Origin of the sequence: Chryseobacterium cupriresistens, from assembly GCF_046614675.1 — a bacterium.
In the GTDB taxonomy this organism is placed as follows: Bacteria; Bacteroidota; Bacteroidia; order Flavobacteriales; family Weeksellaceae; genus Chryseobacterium; species Chryseobacterium cupriresistens.
This window is the reverse complement of record NZ_JBKKJT010000005.1, coordinates 371,267-387,350: the sequence shown is the minus strand read 5'-3', so window position 1 is coordinate 387,350 and position 16,084 is coordinate 371,267. Positions and strand designations below refer to the sequence as shown.

Here is a 16,084-nt window from a genome sequence, read left to right as displayed (position 1 = left end):
AAACTGTTTAATAAGATATGATCATAGGAAACGGACTTATTGCCAATTCATTAAAAAATATAGACTCAGAGGAAAATCTATTTTTCGCTTCTGGTGTTTCGAATTCTCTGGAAACAACAAGTTCAGAGTTTGAAAGAGAATTTACTCTGTTGGATAAATGTATTGAGAGTAACAGCAATCACAAATTAATTTATTTTTCTACTCTAAGCATTCATGATCAATCAAAACAAGACAGTCTTTACGTTTTACATAAAAAGGAAATTGAAAATTATATCAAAAATAAGTGTAAAAACTACCTTATTCTCAGAATTGGAAATATTGTAGGAAACGGAGGAAACCCAAATACATTATTCAATTTTCTTAAAAATCAGATTAAAAATTCACACCAGTTTACAGTTCATACAAAGGCAAGGAGACTATTGCTGGATATAGATGATATTTCTAAATTTTTAGAGTCTTACTGTCTGCATCTTCCTAATAAAGTTATTAATTTTTCTTTCCCCTATAATTTTGATTTAAAAGAAATTATAGGTGCTATTGAAAAAGAAACCCATCAAAAAGCCTATTATTCAGAAGTAAACGAAGGAGACTTCTACAGAGTAGATTTTGATAAAGAAATTCACGACTTCTTTTCAGGTATCAGTCCTGAAAGTTATCTGGAAACGTTAACCCGAAAGTATATTTAAAATGGCGGCTATTCATGTAATCATTGTTACTTATAATGCCATGAAGTGGGCAGAAAGATGTTTTTCAAGTTTAAGAACCTCTTCAGTTCCTGTAAAATGTTTTGTAATAGATAACGGATCCACAGACGGCACTCAGGAATATATCAAAAAGTATTTTCCTGAAGTAGACTTCACTCAGTCTCCACAAAATCTAGGTTTTGGAAAAGCGAATAATACAGGGATAGAAAAAGCGTATAAAGAAGGAGCCGATTTTTTCTACCTGATGAATCAGGATGCGTGGATTTATCCGGACAGCTTTCAAAAACTATTGGATGTCTACAACGCGTACCCAGACAAAAATCAACTGGGGATTTTAAGTCCGATACACATGGATGGCAGCGAGAAAAAGCTCGATATTTTTTTCGAACGTTATCTGGCAAGAAATACTCCGGATAACAGAATATTTTCAGACAGCTTTAACAATAGTCTGAAAGATTATTATGAAATCGATTTTGTGAATGCCGCTCACTGGCTGCTTCCCAAAGCAACCATTGAAGAAATCGGGGGCTTTAATCCTTACTTTTTTCATTATTCTGAAGATTATGAATATGTACAACGTATTTCTTTTTTCAGGAAAAAAATCATCGTATGCCCGCCCAGCAGGGTTGTACATGATGGCAAACAGGATTTCCATAAAACCAGCCACATTAATGCTCTGAGAGTACAGCGGGAACAACGCTATCTGAATCCGGCGCTCCCTTTTGATTCCAAGGTACTTAACAGAGATTTCATTCCTAAAATGATAAAGCAAGCTCTCCAGCTGCAGTTTTCTGCTGCTTCCGATACTTTGAAAGAATATCAATATCAGAAGACCCGGTTTAATGAAATCATGAACGCAAGAACCATCATTAAAAATAAAGGGGCTGCATTTCTTAATCTAAAACATGTATAATTCAGAATAAATCTAAACCCAGCATTAAAAATGAATAGAATTCGTCTTATCAACAGTATCATCCAGAAAGCTAATTTTAAAAAATATCTTGAAATTGGGACCCGAAGCGGCACATCTTTATATACCATAAGCTGTAAAAACAAAATTGCAATAGACCCCAACTTCATAATACCCAAAATGGAAAAACTCAAAAGAAAAGTCTTTGACATTAAAAATAATAGAAAAACGCATTATTTTGAAATGACCAGTGATGATTTTTTTGAGCAAAAAAAAGAGTTTCTTAAAAATTTCGGCACTGTTGAAATATCTCTGGTTGATGGTATGCATACGTACCACCAGGCACTTAAAGATGTTCTGAATATCCTTCCTTTCATGGATGAAAAATCAATTATTGTCATGCATGACTGTTTTCCTGTGAGTGAGCCAGCCTCAACAGCGTACAACTCAGAAGAATTTTTTACGAAAGAAAAACATCCGGAATGGACTGGTGAGTGGAACGGTGATACCTGGAAATCTATCCTTTATCTGCTAAAAAAATATCCGAACGATCTTGAGGTTTTTGTTATTGACACAGATTATGGTCTCGGAATTATTCAGAAAAAACATAATCTTCCTATGAATTTTGAGCTGGATACTGAATTTTTCAGGCAGTTTATTTCCTACACGTTTCAGGATCTCAAAAAGAATCCTCAAGAATTGATCAATTTAAAATCGAAAGATATTATTCCATCCCTCCTTAACAGATTTCACTATTAGCAATGGAACCTAAAATATCGGTCATCATGCTCACCTATAATCACGCCCCCTATTTAAAGGAGGCTATTGAAGGTGTTCTATCCCAAAAAACAAACTTTCCGTTTGAGTTGATTATTTGCAATGATAATTCACCGGATGATTCTGACATTATTATTTCAGAATTTGCAACGCAATATCCGGATATCATCCGATATTTTAATCATAAGACTAATATCGGTTTTGTTGAAAACCAAAGATTTGCATTCGCACAGGCTCAAGGAAAATACTTAGCCTACTGTGAAGGGGATGATTACTGGACTGACCCGCAAAAGCTACAGTTTCAGTATGATTTCCTTGAGAACAATTCAGAATATGTCATGGTGACCGCCAGAAATTTACTGTTCCATCAGGATGAAAATAAACTGACAGAAGACGGAAAAGACTCCATGTTCAACGGACAGAAATATATTGATTATACACAGGACAGCTTTTTTGTACAGCGCCCTACCCAAACTTTTACTTATCTGATCAGAAAAGACTGTATTGATGAGAAGTGGATTGACATTTATCCCAATTACAGGGATCTTTACTATTTTTATCATGCCCTTGAATTTGGAAAAGGCAGAAGCTTTAATAAAGTAGTGGGAGTTTACCGGCTTCATAGCGGTGGCGTTTACAGCTCATTAGAAACAGAAAAACAATACCGAACTTCTATTGATATCTTTAAAAATATTAAGAGGATTAATAATGATCAAAGAGCAGACCAGCAGATAGTAAAAACCCTGGATCAGCTCATCAATAAATATTATTACGAAAAGGAGTTTGTTTCTCCTGTATGGAACAGAAAGCTTTATGCAGCCATCTTTGAACGCTTTTCCATTTCCAAAAATATCGGAACGGGAATAAGCCAGCTACTAAAAATTATAAAATATACTTTCACCAGATAATCAATATCTACAATGGCTGATATTGATGAATATCCGTCAAAAATAAAATCATAGTTATCAGACCCTTGTACACAGATGATTCAGAACATAGCCGATTCAAATAGTTTGAGTCGACAGCTGATCTAAACCGATCGAACTTTCCTTAATTTATTGTAATTTAGCTTTACAAAATGATAAAATTAATGATGAAAAATAAAAGCATATGTGCGGAATAGCCGGAATTATAAGCAATAATGCAGCAAATTATCAGGAGGAAATCAAAAAAATGACAGACTCTCTGATTCATCGTGGACCCGATTCTTCAGACTTTGAATTCTATGATAATGCAATATTAGGCCACCGCAGACTTTCCATTATAGACTTGTCCGAAAACGGGAAGCAGCCAATGTTCTCCAATACAAAAAATGAATGTATTGTCCTTAATGGTGAAATCTATGGATACCAGGATATTAAGAGACAATATGCAGAATATCCTTACCATGGAGGTTCCGACACGGAAGTCATTCTTGCGATGTATCAGAAAAAGCAGCAGAACCTCATCCATGATCTTCCGGGAATGTTTGCTTTTGCCATCTGGGATGACCGTGAACAGCAATTGTTCTGTGCAAGAGACCGTTTTGGTGAAAAGCCATTTTACTATGCCATCGGAAATAATAATGAATTTATTTTTGCTTCAGAGATCAAAGCGATTCTTGCATCCGGATTGATCCATCCTAAGGTAAATCCTGAAGCCATTTCCAACTATCTCCAATATGGGTATGTAAGCACCTATCAGAGCATTTATAGCAATATATATACTTTACCGCCCGCTCATCAGCTGATCTGGAAAGAGGGAAAGGTCATTGTTTCACGGTATTACAACCTGCCGTCAAAAGATAGGGTGATCAGCCTCTCCGATGCTAAGGAGGAGTTTCGGTACCTTCTGAAAAATGCTGTTAAAAAACAGCTTATTGCAGATGTGCAGGTTGGCAGTTTTCTGAGTGGCGGCCTGGATTCTTCATCTATAGTTGCTCTTGTGGATGAGTTCTTACCTCATCAGACGACAATCAGTTTCGGTTATGACCATAAAGACAGCGAGCTCAAATATGCCAAAGAAATTGCAGATAAATACAACACCAATCATATAGAAGTTCATGAGCAAAAAAAAGATCTGGCTGAATCATTACTGCATGTTTCTCCTTTCTTTGACGAACCTTTTGCTGATACCTCTTACCTTCCGCATTATGAGATCTGTAAAAATGCAAGAAAAAATCTGACTGTAGCCCTTTCAGGTGATGTTGGAGACGAGCTGTTTGGCGGATATCATTTTTATACGGTAGAAAATATGATGAAAAATCATTTCAGTTATAAAAATCTAATCGCCAGATTCGGACTTAACCTTTACAAAAAAGCAAAGACGGTTTCGTTCGTAACCCAACAGAATTTAAAGTACGACTCCATTCTGGATTTTCATCTGAATTCCGTCAGAAATGTTTTTAATAAATCGGAACGTGCCCTTTTGGGATGTTCACAGGATTATCAGCAGGGATACAGCTTTACTCCGAATCATGATTCGTTGAATGACATTATGAGAGTAGATCTGGAAAATTATGTCCCTGGAAATATGATGGTCAAATCAGACAGAATGGCGATGGCTAATTCATTGGAAGTAAGAACTCCTTTTCTTGATATTGATTTTGCAGAATTCTGTATTCAGCTTCCTGATCAGCTGAAAATCACCAGTGAAAATGATAAAATTATCCTTCGTGAATCCATGAATAATTATTGGACAGATACAATCAGAAAACGTCACAAACAAGGTTTCGGACACAGCGTTAAGAACTGGTTTAATGAAGAAAACCTTATTAAGCTCTCCGACGATCTTCTAAGAGATTCGTCTCAAAAGGTTTTTAACTATATTGATTTTGATACTACCCAAAAATTTCTGAACAAAGACCATAAGCACTGGAATTTATTGCAGCTTGCTCTTTGGGCCCATAATAATAAATATGTTCTCTGATGCTTGATATTTCTGTCATTATCCCTGTATATAATGCTGCTGATTTTCTAAAAAAATCAGTACAGTCAGCCCTGCAATTTGAAGAAGTGAAAGAAGTTATTTTAGTTGAAGATAAATCTTCTGATCATTCATTGGAAATTTGCAAAGAATTAGCTGGCGAAGATAGAAGAATTCATTTGCTCCAGCACCCTGACAAAGGAAACCATGGTGCTGCTGCTTCAAGAAATCTGGGTATTGAAAAAGCCGCCTCAAGTTTCATTACATTCCTGGATGCTGATGATTATTATCTTCCCAATAGATTTGATGCGGAGAAAGAGCTTTTTAAAGAGCCGCAGGTAGACGGGATCTTCAATGCCATAGGGGTTGAATATCTCACTGAAAAAGGGAAAAAGGAATTTCAGTCTAAATTCAGTGACAATACATTGACAACAGTAAACTATCCGGCAGAAGGAAAAGAAGTATTCAGAGGGCTTCTCGGGCTTACACCGAAAACTTTCGGTACATTTTTCCATTTGAATGGATTAACCGTCAGAAAATCTGCCCTGGATCAGAATAAGCTAAGGTTTAATAATATTCTCCGCGTACATCAGGACTCTGATTTTATCATTAAGCTGGCTTATCACTGCCATCTGAAATCAGGTATTATAAACCAGGCCGTTGCGATAAGGGGAATACATGATGATAACAGAATTACCAAGATTGTCCGATACTCGCCACAGTATAACAGCAGACAATTCCTTTTCTGGAATTCCTTATACGAGTGGTCCAGATCTGTCCCCCTGGATAAAGATGCTGCAAATCAACTTTATTTACGGAAAAAAGCATTTGAACTTTCGAAGAAAAAAGGAATTTCTAAAATGATGAGTCTATTGGCTGCCATTTTAAAAAATCCAGATATTCTGAAAACACAATACCGCTTTACGTATATGCACTCATGAAGCTTAATAACCTAAAGAAATATTTTTCAGAAAATTAAAAGCAGAAGGATATTCAATATTCCTTTTATATTTAAAATACTTGTGGTGTCCGCATTTCTATATCATTTTGCAGAAAAAAGATAACCCATTACTTAAAAATAAAATTAAAAGCTTAAATTCTCCCGGTAAGAAGATAACGCATAAACACAATATAATTTCCAATTGAAAAATGAAAATCTCAGTCATCATTCCCGTTTATAATGCAGAAAAATATGTCTCCCAAGCAGTAAAATCTGCGCTTCAATTTGATGAAGTTCATGAGGTTATTCTAGTGGAAGACAAGTCTCCTGACAACGCTTTGAAGGTCTGTCAGCAACTCGCTGAAAAATACAGCAGAGTTCAGCTTTATCAGCACCCCGACAAAGGCAATCATGGTGCAGGCCCTACCAGAAATCTTGGGATAGAAAAGGCTACCGGTGATTTCATTGCCTTTCTGGATGCTGATGACTATTACCTTCCCAACAGATTTGATGCTGAAAGGGAATTATTTAAAAATCCCGAAGTAGAAGGCGTTTATGGTGCATTGGGTGTACATTATTACTCGGAAAAGGCAAAAGAACAGTATTATAGAATTTTTCAGGATCGCTTAACTACGGTGTACAAAATTCATGAGCCTAAAGAGGTATTTCCGGGACAAATGAATATGTTGGGCAGCTTTGGTTTATTTAGTATTGATACTTTGACGATCAGGAAAGAATCTTTACTTCGCAAGATGAATCCTTTATTCAAAACAAGTTTAAGATTGCATCAGGATACTGAATTTTTATTCCGTTTATCCTATTATCTTGATCTTTATCCGGGTATTTTAGACAAAGCGGTTGCAGTAAGAGGTGTGCATGAAGACAACAGGATCACAAAGGTAGATTCTAAGAAAATAAAACCTGCTACAACAAGAGTTTTGCTTTGGAAAGAGGTGAAAGACTGGTCGGAAAACGAAAGTACGATTCCCGCTCATATGAAACTTCATATTAAAAGAATGCACCGTAGTTTTGAAATTGCCAATGCTCCCCTCCTCAAAAAGTGGAATATGATTTTAAAGTATCTTGTCACAGATTATCCAAGCATCCGTTCCGGCTTGTATAATATTAATTTCAGGAAATACTTATTCTGATCCGGATCTGAGAGATTCTACTGAGCTACATTCAGGACATTGTACTTATCTTTTTGTTTTAGACAGAATAGAATCTGCTATTTGTGTGGTCAATACTTTTCCGGATTCTTTATACATATGATTTCCATCTGTGTATTGATATTCCCTGGCTTTGGAAGAGAAATCAAAGAAATAAACGCCATATTTTTTAGAGATATCTTTCATTTTTTCATTAAAATTGGGTGAATAAGACTGTTCCAGTGCTAACAATTTTTCTGAAGCAGGAATTCTTACCAGATAAACAGTTCCTTTACTTTTAAGAAATTTGATAATATCTTCTAAGGCATTAATCCTGGCTTGGGAAATATTCTGTTTCTGAGCTAATTGTTTGTAGAAATTTACTTTCTCAATTTCTCTTTTCGCTACAGAATCTTTCTGCATGTTCACCGTAACTTCCATCCAACCATCTTTATGCAGATAGGTGCTTGATCTCCCTGCTTCTTCTCTCTCTGTGTAAATCTTAAACCAACTTCGAACGTAATTTCTCAGCAGATATTCATAATTCGGGGAGAGATCATAAAAATACATATTCTTCAACGGAGAATGATTTTCCGGAAAATCTTCTTCTTTTTTCACATTTTTATCCAAGGATAGATTCCATGGATCTACAGTGATAATAAATAATCCGTTTTTGGTTTCCGGGTCCAGTTTTCTTTGTAATGCCTTATAATAAATTTGTCCGTACGGAGACTGTACAACGTTCAATGCAAAATTATCAAAGTCTCTTCCCAGTTTTTGATTTAAAAGCCGGGGAAGAACTGCCTGAGCTCCTCTAGAATCTCCCAGGATAATATTCTGTGGTTTTTTTACTGCGAAATGCATATAGTTATCATCTGTATTTCCATCCGCAAACGACCCCAAAACTCCGAATACGAGCAGAATTCCGATGATATAAAATGATATTTTAAATAAAAATTTTTTCATATTAAAACTGAAAATAAATAAATTCATTATTCCCGAAATTGGCATACCGGAGAATGATATAGATGATGATTCCGTAAAGAATACGGCGTACCCAAGGATTGAATCTTCTTATCTGAAGCCCGTGGAATTGTTCCCTGTTAATCCATTCTATAATCAGCATACAGGCAGTCAAAGCAAAAACTTTCACCGGCATCTGAGCCGGAAAGGAGAACAGTTCCAGGCTGAAGATACGTTTAATATACTCAAATGCCTGAAGTACAGATTCTGACCTGAAAAATATCCAGGCGATACAGGTAGCACAAAAGGTAATCAGTATCTGCAGGATTTCCTTAAAAGATGGAAACCATTTTCCCTGCGCTGCAACTTCTATATTGGTTCTGTTTTTCTCCATAATCAGCAGTGGCATAAAGAATAAGGCATTAAGGCCGCCCCAGATTATAAACGTCCAGTTGGCACCATGCCAGAATCCGGAGACAAGAAAAATGATAAAGGTATTTCTTATTTTCATGCCCAGTCCTCCTTTACTACCCCCTAATGGAATATAAAGATAATCCCTGAACCAGGAAGACAATGAAATATGCCATCTTCTCCAAAACTCAGCAATATCCCTTGAGAAATAAGGGAAAGCAAAATTCTTGAGAAGTTCTATTCCAAACAGTCTTGAAACCCCTAACGCAATATCTGAATACCCTGAAAAATCTCCATAAATCTGGAAAGCAAACAAAACAGCTCCGATTAAAAGATTGGCAGGACTTTCGGTTTGATAATGGGTAAAAATCTCGTTCACTAATGGTGCACAATTATCAGCAATCACCATTTTTTTGAAGAAACCCCAAAGAATCTGACGCATCCCGTCTGCGGCCTGCTCGTAGCTGAATGTTCTTTTTTTCTGAATCTGGGGCAGCAGATGAGTTGCCCTTTCTATAGGTCCTGCCACCAGTAAGGGAAAATAACTTACAAAAACTGCATAGTCAATAAAACTGCGTTCAGCACGGATCCTCTTCTTATAAACATCAATTACATAAGAGAGCCCGTGAAAAGTGTAAAATGAAATCCCCACCGGCAGAATCACATTCAGCAGCCAGATATTCACCTTAAATCCCATACCACCGAGGAGGTCTGCAAAACTTTCAATAAAAAAATTATAGTATTTAAAAAAGCCCAGAAATCCCAGGTTGATCACAATACTTAAAGTAAGCCAGAATTTTGCTTCACGTTTATTCCTGCTATTTTCGATCTTAATACCTGAAAAATAATCCAAACCAATGGAAAACATCAGTAAAAACAAAAATCTCCAATCCCAGCACGCATAGAAATAAAAGCTTGCCAATAGCAAAAGCTTATTTTGATTCTGATATTTCTTATTAAAAACAAACCAGTATAAACAGAATACTATAGGTAAAAAAATAAGAAATCCTATTGAATTGAATAACATAATGTGTTTTTAAAAGTTATGAGATACAGGCTCCTGAAACTATGGATTTCTTCCGGAAATAAATATACATTTCTTTTTCATATAGCTGCCTGACGGTTTTTAGAGAAATACACTTATTTCTACTTGTCCGGAAAATATACGGAATGGTAAATTTTGATTTCATAATTGTGTGTAGGTATATTGATGTAAATTAGTATATTTTTATCTTATTCGTATCTTTTTCAAAGAATTTCTCAAAGGTTTTTCAATAAACTGATAAAACAAAACCGAAGTACAGGTTAAAACAATAATATAGATCCCAAATACCTTATCGATACCTATGTTACGGCCGCTCCATTGTATGGCTTCCCTCAGTATATATAATACAGGAATATGGGTAATATAAACGGCATAACTCGCTTCTCCCAGATATTCAAGTTGTTTTAAAGAAAACAATCTGGTAATCAATCCATTATTTTTAGATATAAGAACAATAAAAGGGATAAACAATATAGCCATTAAGCCATTGTGAAAGAAAAGAGGAATAAAAATAAGTGACAATATGATAAGGATAAAAATGATCATCACAGGTACATCATAATTCTTACGCTGATGATGATTCACAAAAAATATTCCCGCCAGATTTCCTGCTAAAAATTCGTTGATATGCATTAAAGGAAAATAGTAAAGCAGTTCATGGCTTTGTGTATGCGGGCCTTCATAATAAGATGATTCCACATACAGCCCCGAAAATATCTGTGTTATAATCCATAGCATGACGGTAATTACCCAAATACTTTTATTCCCTTTGACATAGAAATAATTATAAAGGACAGGAAAAATCAAATAGAATAAAAATTCTACAGAAATAGACCAACCTGGAAAATTCAGGATCATTGCTTCTCCCGGAATCCAGCTCTGAAGACCAAACAGATATAAAAAAAGTTTATAAAAGCTGAAATTGGAATACCTTGTTACCAGATAAAGCAAAAGACCCAATACATAAAGCGGATAAATTCTTGCGAACCTGTTTTTGTAATAATCGAAATAATCTATCCTTTCTTTCTTATGATAGGCTACCACCATGATAAATCCCGAAAGTATAAAGAAATAACTTACTCCAACATTTGCCTTCAGAAAAACATTTGAAATGTAATCTATATTGTAGAGGAACATATCTTTGTTAAAATGGGAAATGACAATTGCCATTGCCGCAATAAACCGCGTAAATGTAATCTGAGGTATTTTCATAAGAACGGTCTAAACAGTCATATTATAAGTATATTTAAACTTTCCATGATCCAGAATTAAATGATTTCCAACAACAGATTTATGCGGTTTACTTGATAAAAATTCCGATGTATTTTCCCTCGTATTCTACTACTGTTGTTTCTATATTCTTCTTGTCACAGAAATCCTGATAGGCAGAATTATCACCAATATCATCACTGATAAAAACCCCGCCTTTTTTTAAATGCGCATAAAGTTCATCATAGGCCCACATTCTCCCGTCATAACTTTTATCGGAATCATAGTGAAGAACATCAAATACAGCATTTTCAGTAAAAATCTTAGGAAGCGATTCTCTATCAGCAAAACGGAAGAGCTTCCAGTTGCTTTTCAGGTTTTCAGGAACTACACATCCTACATACTGATCCCCATCCAGAGCCAGATAAGGCATATCTGAACTATAAAGTGTGCCGCCTCTCTTTGTAAGAGATAAGAGAGATGCCAATGAAGACCATCCGTAGGCAACGCCTGTCTCCACCACATTCTGTGCATGGGTAAATTCGCAGGCATAGTAAATAATTTCCAGCGCTCCCGCCCCTCCCATTTTCACAGGGCAATTTTTTTCTTTCTGTGCAGCTTCGTCTAAAACCACCTGATATTCATTACGGAACGCCTTGATTTCAAGTCCGAAAAGCTTGGAAACCGCATCTTCCTGTGAAATGCATCTTCCTGCAGCCCAGGAGTTTGTTTTATCCTTGCCTTTAAAGGCATTTCCTCGACTGACTGTATTTTTAATAATTTTCCGGCATAATTCAGGATAAAGATCGGGTCGTCTTAAAAACCCTATAAAAGTTTTGAGAACTCTACCTATTTCAATCACTGTGTTGTTTTTATTGAGGCAAAAATAAAGTTTTTTTTTTATTTTCATTGTAAAACCTACCACGTTGTCACAATTAGACAGCATACCTTGTACAGACAGACTGATAAACCTTTCTTAATATTAATTTCAAAGTCTAAAATTTTGCTATATTTACAGCATACACAACGAAAAAAATTTAAAACATGTCTGAAAATCCTTTTGAGCTTACCGGAAGTAAATTATTCTTTGATAAAAATCGTTAAACGTATACCAATTCAGCAACTCAAATGAGTTACTATAGAATAATCTGCTCAATTTAAATTACCTAAGATGAAATTTTCAATATTAGTTGCCCACTTCAATAATGCAGTCTATTTCAAAGATTGTTATGAAAGTATTATTCAACAGACATACACCGATTGGGAAGTTATTATTGTAGATGACTGCTCAGAGAAGCAGGAAAAAGATGCCTTAAGGGAACTTATCCGCAACGATAAGCGTTTTTTTTTATATGAAAATGAAAAGAACCGGGGGGTAGGATATACCAAGAACAAATGTATAAAACTTGCAACCGGTGATCTATGCGGCTTTGTAGACCCTGATGATGCACTTACCCATGATGCCCTCGAAAAAAGCATAAAAGCCTATTCAAATCAGAATATTATAGGAACTTATTCAAGATTTTATATATGTGATGAGCATCTGACTGTCAAGAAGTTGTTTCCCCACTCGGGAAGAATAAAGAACGGAAGCAAATTTTTTTTTAATATCAATTTTGAAATCGCCCATTTTTTTACTTTTAAAAGAGATCAATTTATCAATTGGAATACGATTGATGAATGTCTGTCCTCTTCTGTAGACCAGGATCTTTACCTGAAACTTTATGAAAGGGGCGAACTTGTCTTTATCAATAAAAGCCTGTATTTATATAGAATCCATTCACAGGGGGTTTCTCAAAATAAAGGTAAAAAAGAAAAGCTTTACAGGAACTGGCATCAGGTATTATATAACACCCTTACAAGAAGAGGAATTAAAGTTCTTTATAACACAGATATTCAACAGATTTCGAGACTTCCCGATTTTATTTTTAAAAAGCAAAATACATTAATATCCAGGTTTTTTAGAAAAATAACCAGAACAATAGATAACTTTTATAGGGAAGTATAATGCATTATCCTCTGTTTGTTTTAATCCGGATGACTTCTGCAAACGGATGTTTATAAAAGAAACATAGCTTTTACATTAGATAAAAAAGGTATATTTGTATAACCCAAATGATCAAAAGATAGTATATGTTCTATGATTTTTTTGAAAAAATAAACAGGAAAAAACAACTGTTTTTGCTGAAAAAACATCCTAATGTTTTTTTTGAAAACCTCAGATTAGGTGTTGGTAACCGCTTTATTTTGGATAACAATTTAAAAAAGCTAAGCATTGGCTCAGCTGCAGACTTCAGAAATTACACCTGTATCCTGATCAATAAAAATGCTGTCCTGGAAATAGGAAACCACTTTTTTATGAACAATTTCTGTTCTATAAACTGTTTAGAACATATATCAATAGGCAACAATACTTTATTCGGTGAAAATGTGAAACTCTATGATCATAATCATGCCTATGAGACGTCCCCTGCAATAAAAATATACCCTTCCGAATTTTCAAAAGCTCCCATAAAAATAGGAAACAATTGCTGGCTTGGAAGTAATGTAACCGTACTGAAAGGGGTGACAATAGGTGATAATTGTATTATTGGTGCCGGATGCACTATTTATAAAGACATCCCTGCTAACACACGTGTCATCAACAAACAGGATCTGGTTTTCGACTCTCTTTAAATCGGATGAAGTTTCCAGGACTTAGAAATTCTTATAACATTGAAGCTTTATACAGGAATTACTATAATTATTTGTTTAAACCTGTCCGCCAGGATTACGGAACTGATTTTCCGGATGATCTTTTGCAGGACAAGAAAAAGCATCAGAGAGATTTTGTGCTTCCGGAATATCAAAAACGAAATTTTATAAACAAATAAAAAACTCTTTACTTTACAAAAAATTTTCAGATAATGTCGGAAAACAGGAAAATAAAAATTCTTTTCAGGCACCGCTCAATGGAAATGGGTGGTGTAGAAAAAGTGATGTTAAGTATTCTCAATAATCTTAACCCTGATAAATTTGATATCACCGTATGTCTCACTCTTAATCAGGGGAAACTGCGTGATGAACTTCCGAAGCATATCAGAAAAATATACCTTACCGATGGAAAAGAAGATTTTTCCAACAATTCTATTTTACAGAAACTTCAGCTCGTTAAAAGAAGAATAAGGCTGAGAAAACTGAAAAATACCCCTGCCATTGCAGACCGTCTTATCAACGATACTTTTGACATTGAGATCGGGATGGATTACAGAGACTATGATGCCATTCTGAATTCAACCAATAAGAATTCAAAAAAAATCGGATGGTTTCACTCTGAAATTAATGTCCCTAAATTCCAGCCTCTGGTTCCGGATATTTTAAAGAGCTTTCCGCAGTTCGACCATATGGTATACTGCTCCCACAAGATAAAAGATATGATGCACCAGCATTACCCGAATCTCAAATATCCCGCTGAAAGCGTTATCATTAATCCTATTCCTATTGAAGAAATTAAATATAAGGCAGAAGAAAAGCTTGACAATTTTCCCGAAGGCCCTGTTTTTGCGTCTATAGGAAGACTTCATTCAAGAAAGGGATATCACAAGCTTATTGACGCTCATAAAAAGCTCATGGATGAAGGGTTTCATCACAACATTATTGTCATCGGTGATGGTGATGAAATGAACAACCTCAGGGCACAGGCAGCCAAAAATAATGTTGAAAAAACATTTATTCTGGTTGGAAACCAAATGAATCCTTATCCTTATATCAAAAAAGCGGATTATTTTATTCTTCCTTCGGAATCTGAAGCATGGCCATTGGTCATTGCTGAAGCTTTAATTCTTCAGAAACCCATTATTGCAACAGAAGTAGGTGATGTAGGCCTTATGATCAAAGACCGTGAGACAGGATACCTCATCAGTTATGAAGTAGATGAAATGTATGAAGCCATGAAAACATTTCTGACAGACCACGAACTGATAGCCCATATCAGAAACAATCTAAAAACCATTGAAGATCAATTCGATAACAAGAAAATATTTGACAGCGTAGAAAATATTATAGAAACTCTACACAAAAAGTAAGTTACTGTGCAGAATAGCCTCCGTCTATCACAAGGTTACTGCCTGTAACCCATCTTGAGGCATCAGACAACAGAAAAATACAGGCATTCGCTACATCTTTAGGTTCACCTATTCCCAGTGGATGTTTTTTTATGATTTCTGATGAAGCTTCTTCTCCGATACTTTCAAACATTTTCTCTAAAATCGGGGTATTGACCATTGCCGGACTAATGCTGTTGACCCGGATATTACTTCTTGAAAGCTCCATAGCCAAAGAACGGGCTCCAGAAATGACTGCGCCTTTACTGGCAGAATAAGCGGCCTTCCCTGCCTCTCCTATCATCCCTGCCACAGAAGAAATAAATACAAAACTGGAGTTTTCGTCTTTGTATTTTTTTAAAGATAAAATTTTTGCAATTTCAAGTCCTGCAATGACATTGACAGCAAATATGTCCTGATATAGCTGAGCATTGTGTTTTTTTAATGGTAACGTTTTTTCGATACCAGCACAGTGAATAAACCCTGATATTTTCCCTAAAACTGATACTTTATCTGCAATAATTACTTCAAGATTTTCAGATTGGGTAATATCTTCAGTGATAATTTCAACTTTTGTTTCCGGATTGAGCATAGAAACAGTTTTCATCAGTTCTTCCCGGTTTCTTCCTACAAGAATCAGATCAGCACCGCTTTTGCTGCATTCTACAGAACAGCTTCTCCCGATTCCGGAAGAAGCCCCTGTAATGAGAATAATTTTATTTTTTAATGAGAAAGCATCCATTAATCCTCAAAATTTTCTTTTCCTATAACATTCATCAGATCTGAAACGGTTTCAATATCTTTAAAATGCTTGGTATCAATTTTTTTGCTGAAATTTTCGTCTACAAAAGCAATAACAGAAAGTAAACTGATAGAATCATAGCTTTCTAAAGATTTCAGGTTCGTTTCTGTAGTCAATGTTTCATCTTCTTCCAATTCTTCCTGTAGTTTTTCTAAAAAAACGGATGTTTTCATATTTTATAATTTTAAA

17 protein-coding genes are annotated in these 16,084 nt (G+C 35.4%); 11 read left to right on the top strand and 6 right to left on the bottom strand.

The window, feature by feature from the left end; all coding sequences use genetic code 11:
• The first annotated feature begins 17 nt into the window (after positions 1 to 17).
• From ACLI50_RS16195 to ACLI50_RS16165, 7 genes are all read left to right on the top strand, one after another.
• Positions 18 to 686 carry an NAD-dependent epimerase/dehydratase family protein gene (locus ACLI50_RS16195; RefSeq protein WP_202841667.1) on the top strand — a complete coding sequence of 223 codons (669 nt, stop codon included), beginning with the start codon at positions 18 to 20 and terminating at the stop codon, positions 684 to 686.
• Position 687: 1 nt separating this feature from the next.
• Positions 688 to 1,617, top strand: a complete 930-nt coding sequence (locus ACLI50_RS16190) for a glycosyltransferase family 2 protein (RefSeq protein WP_411414226.1) — start codon at positions 688 to 690, stop codon at positions 1,615 to 1,617.
• A gap of 30 nt (positions 1,618 to 1,647) precedes the next feature.
• Positions 1,648 to 2,373, top strand: coding sequence for a class I SAM-dependent methyltransferase (locus ACLI50_RS16185; protein ID WP_411414225.1), 726 nt, complete (start codon positions 1,648 to 1,650; stop codon positions 2,371 to 2,373).
• Between the two features lie 2 nt (positions 2,374 to 2,375).
• On the top strand, positions 2,376 to 3,299 hold the full coding sequence (locus ACLI50_RS16180; protein WP_411414224.1) for a glycosyltransferase family 2 protein: 924 nt from the start codon (positions 2,376 to 2,378) through the stop codon (positions 3,297 to 3,299).
• A 202-nt stretch (positions 3,300 to 3,501) separates the two neighbouring features.
• A complete protein-coding gene (gene asnB, locus ACLI50_RS16175) occupies positions 3,502 to 5,298 on the top strand; it encodes an asparagine synthase (glutamine-hydrolyzing) (protein WP_202841670.1) in 1,797 nt (598 codons plus the stop codon).
• The gene (locus ACLI50_RS16170; protein ID WP_411414223.1) at positions 5,298 to 6,236 is read left to right on the top strand and encodes a glycosyltransferase family 2 protein; all 939 of its coding nucleotides are present in this window, start codon (positions 5,298 to 5,300) and stop codon (positions 6,234 to 6,236) included. Before asnB ends, ACLI50_RS16170 begins: the two co-directional genes overlap by 1 nt.
• Before the next feature lie 208 nt (positions 6,237 to 6,444).
• Positions 6,445 to 7,386, top strand: coding sequence for a glycosyltransferase family 2 protein (locus ACLI50_RS16165; RefSeq protein ID WP_411414222.1), 942 nt, complete (start codon positions 6,445 to 6,447; stop codon positions 7,384 to 7,386).
• A 45-nt stretch (positions 7,387 to 7,431) separates the two neighbouring features.
• On the opposite strand, the gene ACLI50_RS16160 is transcribed toward ACLI50_RS16165, so the two are convergent.
• The 4 genes from ACLI50_RS16160 to ACLI50_RS16145 all read right to left on the bottom strand — a co-directional run bounded on the left by ACLI50_RS16160 (position 7,432) and on the right by ACLI50_RS16145 (position 11,873).
• The gene (locus tag ACLI50_RS16160; RefSeq protein ID WP_411414221.1) at positions 7,432 to 8,349 is read right to left on the bottom strand and encodes an SGNH/GDSL hydrolase family protein; all 918 of its coding nucleotides are present in this window, start codon (positions 8,347 to 8,349) and stop codon (positions 7,432 to 7,434) included.
• Position 8,350: 1 nt separating this feature from the next.
• Entirely contained in the window at positions 8,351 to 9,784 is a 1,434-nt protein-coding gene (locus ACLI50_RS16155) for an MBOAT family O-acyltransferase (protein ID WP_411414220.1), read from the bottom strand.
• Positions 9,785 to 9,985: 201 nt separating this feature from the next.
• On the bottom strand, positions 9,986 to 11,014 hold the full coding sequence (locus tag ACLI50_RS16150; protein WP_202841680.1) for an acyltransferase family protein: 1,029 nt from the start codon (positions 11,012 to 11,014) through the stop codon (positions 9,986 to 9,988).
• Between the two features lie 88 nt (positions 11,015 to 11,102).
• Positions 11,103 to 11,873, bottom strand: a complete 771-nt coding sequence (locus ACLI50_RS16145) for a class I SAM-dependent methyltransferase (RefSeq protein ID WP_202841681.1) — start codon at positions 11,871 to 11,873, stop codon at positions 11,103 to 11,105.
• Between the two features lie 309 nt (positions 11,874 to 12,182).
• Between ACLI50_RS16145 and ACLI50_RS16140 the strand changes: the two genes are divergently transcribed.
• From ACLI50_RS16140 to ACLI50_RS16125, 4 genes are all read left to right on the top strand, one after another.
• On the top strand, positions 12,183 to 13,019 hold the full coding sequence (locus ACLI50_RS16140) for a glycosyltransferase family 2 protein (RefSeq protein WP_411414219.1): 837 nt from the start codon (positions 12,183 to 12,185) through the stop codon (positions 13,017 to 13,019).
• A 173-nt stretch (positions 13,020 to 13,192) separates the two neighbouring features.
• On the top strand, positions 13,193 to 13,687 hold the full coding sequence (locus tag ACLI50_RS16135) for an acyltransferase (protein ID WP_411414218.1): 495 nt from the start codon (positions 13,193 to 13,195) through the stop codon (positions 13,685 to 13,687).
• 5 nt (positions 13,688 to 13,692) lie between these two features.
• Complete coding sequence (locus ACLI50_RS16130) at positions 13,693 to 13,884, top strand: hypothetical protein (RefSeq protein ID WP_202841683.1); 192 nt, start codon at positions 13,693 to 13,695, stop codon at positions 13,882 to 13,884.
• Positions 13,885 to 13,917: 33 nt separating this feature from the next.
• The gene (locus ACLI50_RS16125) at positions 13,918 to 15,075 is read left to right on the top strand and encodes a glycosyltransferase (RefSeq protein WP_202841684.1); all 1,158 of its coding nucleotides are present in this window, start codon (positions 13,918 to 13,920) and stop codon (positions 15,073 to 15,075) included.
• Between the two features lies 1 nt (position 15,076).
• On the opposite strand, the gene ACLI50_RS16120 is transcribed toward ACLI50_RS16125, so the two are convergent.
• Positions 15,077 to 15,835 carry an SDR family NAD(P)-dependent oxidoreductase gene (locus tag ACLI50_RS16120; RefSeq protein ID WP_343639686.1) on the bottom strand — a complete coding sequence of 253 codons (759 nt, stop codon included), beginning with the start codon at positions 15,833 to 15,835 and terminating at the stop codon, positions 15,077 to 15,079.
• Positions 15,835 to 16,068: a phosphopantetheine-binding protein gene (locus ACLI50_RS16115; protein ID WP_047380387.1), complete on the bottom strand. Its 234-nt coding sequence runs from the start codon at positions 16,066 to 16,068 to the stop codon at positions 15,835 to 15,837. The genes ACLI50_RS16120 and ACLI50_RS16115 overlap by 1 nt, the downstream gene beginning before the upstream one ends.
• Positions 16,069 to 16,084: the final 16 nt, after the last annotated feature.

What these genes read in the sequence shown, in the direction of transcription:
- asnB (WP_202841670.1), top strand. Translation starts at nt 3,502, where the DNA reads ATGTGCGGAATAGCCGGAATTATAAGCAATAATGCAGCAAATTATCAG.
- ACLI50_RS16150 (WP_202841680.1), bottom strand. Translation starts at nt 11,014, where the DNA reads ATGAAAATACCTCAGATTACATTTACGCGGTTTATTGCGGCAATGGCA.
- ACLI50_RS16155 (WP_411414220.1), bottom strand. Translation starts at nt 9,784, where the DNA reads ATGTTATTCAATTCAATAGGATTTCTTATTTTTTTACCTATAGTATTC.
- ACLI50_RS16130 (WP_202841683.1), top strand. Translation starts at nt 13,693, where the DNA reads ATGAAGTTTCCAGGACTTAGAAATTCTTATAACATTGAAGCTTTATAC.
- ACLI50_RS16140 (WP_411414219.1), top strand. Translation starts at nt 12,183, where the DNA reads ATGAAATTTTCAATATTAGTTGCCCACTTCAATAATGCAGTCTATTTC.
- ACLI50_RS16185 (WP_411414225.1), top strand. Translation starts at nt 1,648, where the DNA reads ATGAATAGAATTCGTCTTATCAACAGTATCATCCAGAAAGCTAATTTT.
- ACLI50_RS16190 (WP_411414226.1), top strand. Translation starts at nt 688, where the DNA reads ATGGCGGCTATTCATGTAATCATTGTTACTTATAATGCCATGAAGTGG.
- ACLI50_RS16170 (WP_411414223.1), top strand. Translation starts at nt 5,298, where the DNA reads ATGCTTGATATTTCTGTCATTATCCCTGTATATAATGCTGCTGATTTT.
- ACLI50_RS16195 (WP_202841667.1), top strand. Translation starts at nt 18, where the DNA reads ATGATCATAGGAAACGGACTTATTGCCAATTCATTAAAAAATATAGAC.
- ACLI50_RS16165 (WP_411414222.1), top strand. Translation starts at nt 6,445, where the DNA reads ATGAAAATCTCAGTCATCATTCCCGTTTATAATGCAGAAAAATATGTC.
- ACLI50_RS16115 (WP_047380387.1), bottom strand. Translation starts at nt 16,068, where the DNA reads ATGAAAACATCCGTTTTTTTAGAAAAACTACAGGAAGAATTGGAAGAA.
- ACLI50_RS16180 (WP_411414224.1), top strand. Translation starts at nt 2,376, where the DNA reads ATGGAACCTAAAATATCGGTCATCATGCTCACCTATAATCACGCCCCC.
- ACLI50_RS16120 (WP_343639686.1), bottom strand. Translation starts at nt 15,835, where the DNA reads ATGGATGCTTTCTCATTAAAAAATAAAATTATTCTCATTACAGGGGCT.
- ACLI50_RS16125 (WP_202841684.1), top strand. Translation starts at nt 13,918, where the DNA reads ATGTCGGAAAACAGGAAAATAAAAATTCTTTTCAGGCACCGCTCAATG.
- ACLI50_RS16160 (WP_411414221.1), bottom strand. Translation starts at nt 8,349, where the DNA reads ATGAAAAAATTTTTATTTAAAATATCATTTTATATCATCGGAATTCTG.